The sequence below is a fragment of the Streptomyces sp. NH27 genome (genome assembly GCF_056859195.1).
Genome location: NZ_JACEGK010000638.1, coordinates 1 through 4,017, shown reverse-complemented (window position 1 = coordinate 4,017; position 4,017 = coordinate 1). Strand labels below are relative to the sequence as shown.

General features: G+C 72.5%; 4 protein-coding genes. All 4 read right to left on the bottom strand.

Going from position 1 to position 4,017, the window contains the following annotated elements; all coding sequences use genetic code 11:
* Positions 1–87: 87 nt before the first annotated feature.
* Entirely contained in the window at positions 88–1,449 is a 1,362-nt protein-coding gene (gene glnA / locus AC13HU_RS33580) for a type I glutamate--ammonia ligase (protein ID WP_483045767.1), read from the bottom strand.
* A gap of 142 nt (positions 1,450–1,591) precedes the next feature.
* Positions 1,592–2,425 carry a hypothetical protein gene (locus AC13HU_RS33575; RefSeq protein ID WP_483045766.1) on the bottom strand — a complete coding sequence of 278 codons (834 nt, stop codon included), beginning with the start codon at positions 2,423–2,425 and terminating at the stop codon, positions 1,592–1,594.
* A 73-nt stretch (positions 2,426–2,498) separates the two neighbouring features.
* Positions 2,499–3,059 carry a hypothetical protein gene (locus tag AC13HU_RS33570; protein WP_483045768.1) on the bottom strand — a complete coding sequence of 187 codons (561 nt, stop codon included), beginning with the start codon at positions 3,057–3,059 and terminating at the stop codon, positions 2,499–2,501.
* Positions 3,060–3,493: 434 nt separating this feature from the next.
* Positions 3,494–4,017: hypothetical protein (locus AC13HU_RS33565; protein WP_483045765.1), on the bottom strand; the 524-nt coding region annotated here is incomplete at its 5' end.

Below are 4,017 nucleotides of genomic sequence, written 5' to 3'. Positions count from 1 at the left end.
TCTCCATGCCGCCCATGCGCCGACCGCGTGCTCCACACGGCCGGGAGCCCGCTGGAGGCGGGCACCCTCGTCGGCGGGCGGTCAGAGTTACAGATTCGGCAGGTTCTTGCGCAGCTCGAAGGCGGTGACCTCCGAGCGGTACTCCTCCCACTCCTGCTTCTTGTTGCGCAGGAAGAAGTCGAAGACGTGCTCGCCGAGGGTCTCGGCGACGAGTTCGCTGCGCTCCATGAGGTCGATCGCCTCGCCGAGGTTCTGGGGCAGCGGCTCGATGCCGAGGGCGCGGCGCTCGGAGTCGGTGAGGGCCCAGACGTCGTCGTCGGCGCCGGCGGGGAGTTCGTAGCCCTCCTGGATGCCCTTCATGCCGGCGGCGAGGAGGACGGCGTAGGAGAGGTAGGGGTTGGCGCCGGAGTCGAGGGAACGGACCTCGACCCGGGTGGAGCCGGTCTTGCCCGGCTTGTACATCGGCACGCGGATGAGCGCGGACCGGTTGTTGTGGCCCCAGCAGATGTACGAGGGGGCCTCGCCGCCGGCGCCCGCGGTGCGCTGGGAGCCGCCCCAGATCCGCTTGTAGGAGTTGACCCACTGGTTGGTGACCGCGGCGGTCTCGGCGGCGTGCCGGAGCAGGCCCGCGATGAAGGACCGGCCGACCTTGGAGAGTTGGAACTCCGCGCCGGACTCGTAGAACGCGTTGCGGTCGCCCTCGAAGAGCGAGAGGTGGGTGTGCATGCCGGAGCCGGGGTACTCCGAGAACGGCTTGGGCATGAAGGTGGCGTGTACGCCCTGCTCCAGGGCCACCTGCTTCATCACCAGCCGGAACGTCATCACGTTGTCGGCGGTGGACAGCGCGTCGGCGTAGCGCAGGTCGATCTCCTGCTGGCCGGGGGCGCCTTCGTGGTGGGAGAACTCGACCGAGATGCCCATGGACTCCAGCATGGTGATCGCCTGGCGGCGGAAGTCCATGCCGACGTTCTGCGGAGTGTGGTCGAAGTAGCCGGAGTTGTCCGCGGGGGTCGGCCGACTGCCGTCCAGCGGGCGCTCCTTGAGCAGGAAGAACTCGATCTCGGGGTGGGTGTAGAAGGTGAAGCCGAGGTCGGAGGTCTTGGCCAGGGCGCGCTTGAGGACGTAGCGCGGGTCGGCGTAGGAGGGCGAGCCGTCGGGCATCAGGATGTCGCAGAACATCCGGGCGGTGCCGGGTGCCTCCGCGCGCCAGGGCAGGATCTGGAAGGTGCTCGGGTCCGGCTTGGCGATCATGTCGGACTCGTACACCCGGGCGAAGCCCTCGATCGCGGAGCCGTCAAAACCCATGCCCTCGTCGAACGCCTGCTCCAGCTCGGCGGGGGCGACGGCGACCGACTTCAGGTAGCCGAGCACGTCGGTGAACCACAGCCGTACGAAGCGGATGTCCCGCTCCTCCAGGGTGCGGAGAACGAACTCCTGCTGCTTGTCCATATCCATCCATCCTCGCCGGTCAGGCACCGCTCCCCCGCCGTCGGCAAACCGGGGGATCAGGAGCATTGCACCACACCGTTTCGCACGTGTTGCGGGCGCCGCTCCTCTCATGGTGCACGCCGGATCGCATCAGCCGAAGCGGTCAGCCGAAGGTGTCGATCGAGGCGATCTTCCACGTGCCCGCCTGGCGGATCGCGTCGACCGCGAACATCGCCGCCGAGTAGGCGTTGCCGGCGTTCGCGCCCTTGGCCGTGGAGGTGTTGCCCTGGTCGGCGTAGACCAGCACCCGGGCCCGGTCGCCGCTGATCATCTCGACGCCGGTGTCGGTGACCGTGGTGGTCAGCACCAGTTTCTGCTTCGGGGCGGCCGCCTTCACCTGGGCGATCATCGTGGCGTACTGCTGGACGGCCTTGCCGGTGAGCACCTTCTTCGCGGCGGTGTCGGTGCGGGCGGTGTCGGTGTAGTCGTAGGAGAAGACGGAGTTCACGTCCTGCGCGATCTGGCCCTTCACCTCGGCGGTGCGGGCGTTGTCGGTGAGCGCGGTGTTGGAGCCGGCCGAGCCGTCGTGCAGCGCGGACGCCTTCCCGGCCGCCCATGCCGCGAAGGCGCCGAGCAGCACGGTGAGCAGGGCGAGCACGGCGATGGTGAGGGGGAAGCGGGCGGGCAGCCGCAAGGCGGCCGTACGGCGTGGGGCGGCCGTGTCCTTCCCGGCGGTCGCGGGCCGGGCGGCGGCTTCGCGCTCGGCGGCGGCCTGGCGGGGGGCGGCGGTGCGGCGCGGGCGGACCGCCGTCGCCGTCCTGCCGGCCCTGCCCGGGGCGCGCTCGGCCGTGCCGGTGCCGGTGCCGGCCCCGGTGTCCGCGCTCGCGCTCGTACGGTCGGTACTGTCGCGGACCGGTCCTACGGTGCGCTCGCCCGCCGCCGCGGACGCCGCGGCGAGTCTGCGCTGCCGGTTGATGAGGTGGCGTGTGGTCGACATGGGGCTGCGGTCCTCTCGCGTACGACGTGCGGCGTGCGGCAGTACGGCGGTGCGGCAGTACGGCGGTGCGGCGTCAGTGGCCGGCGGCGGTCGCGGGTGCGGTCGTCGCGGGGGTGGTGACCGTGGGGTCGGCCGCCGCGGAGGCGCTGTCGCCCATCGGCGCGTCGCCGAGCGCGCTGAGCTTCCACCCGGCCGAGGTACGGGTCATCTCGCCGAGCAGCCGGCTCTCCTTCACCGAGGGCTTCGACTTGGGCGCCTGCACGGTGATCTGGAGCGCGACCATCACATCGGCCTTCCCGGTGCGGTCGTCGAGGTCGGTCACCGCGCCGTCCAGCACCTTTGCCGTACTGACCGTCTGCGCCTGCTGCACCTGCTGCTCGAAGTCGGCCCGGCCCTGGACGAGTTGGCTGTGCAGGTCGCCCGTGGTGCTCTGCTCCCACACGGCGAGCCCCGCCGCGAGGTGGGCGTGGTCGAGCGTGTTCATGTTCTGCACCGCCTGCTCGCCGGCGGCCAGCACGGTGTCCCGGGTACGGGCGAACGCCGCGTTGTCGTCGTGCGCGGCGGAGTACCACGACCAGCCGGTCCACACCGCGGCGACGGCCGCGGCCACCACCAGGGCGATCGCCGCGCCCAGCACGGGCCGCCGCCCGGCGGGGGCGGGGCGTCCCGGGCGTGCTTCCGTCGCCGCGGCGCGGCCGTCCGCCTTGTCGTCGTCCTGCGGGCGCGGGCGCCGTACGCGCGCGGCCCGCGCGGGCTCCCCGGACTTCCCGGCGCCGGCAGTCGCACCGTGCTCGGCCGGCCCGCGCCCGACGCGGGTCCGGTCCGCGGACGCCGCCCGCGCGGGCTCGCCCGCGTCCGCTTCCGCTTCCGCCGGTGCCGCGGGCTCGGGCTCTGGGTCGGGCTCGGGCTCGGGGACATCGGTGTCCTGCGCGTCGGCGACCGCCGCGGGCGCCGCCGGTTCCTCGCCGTCGACGGCCTCCGCGGTGGGCCCGGTGTCCGCGGTGCCCGCGGGGTCGTCCTTGCGCGGTGGGCGCGAGCCGAAACGCATATGTGGCATCTGCCTCTCCCCTAGCGGGCCTTGAGTGTGGTGATCCGCCAGTGGCCGTTCATCTGCTCGGCGGTGACCGAGAGTTGGGCGGCGGCGCTGGTGGCGGTGGAGCCCGCGCGTTGCGCGGTCTGGTCGAGGAAGACCAGCAGGCGGGCGCGGTCGGCGGTGAGGCTGACCACGCCGGCCCGTACGACCCTTGTGGTGAGGGTGAGTTGCTGGGTGGCGACGTTCTGCTTGATCTGCGCGAACAGCGCCTGGTACTGGGTGGCCGCGCTGCCCGCGAGGACGTTGCGGGCCGCCTGTTCGGTGGCGGCGGTGTCATCGGGCGTGTACGCGAAGATCTCGCTCAGCGCGCTGCTGACGTCCCCGATCACCTGGTCGGTGGTGGCGGTGTCGGTGAGCGCGCGGTTGTGGGTGGCCGCCGGGTCCTTGAGGTCCTGCGCGGCGTAGAGCAGCCCGCCGCAGCCCAACAGCCGCACGGCGATCGCCGCGGCCCCGGCGATCCGCCGCCACCCGTACGACCGGGCGAGCCGCACCACCCGCC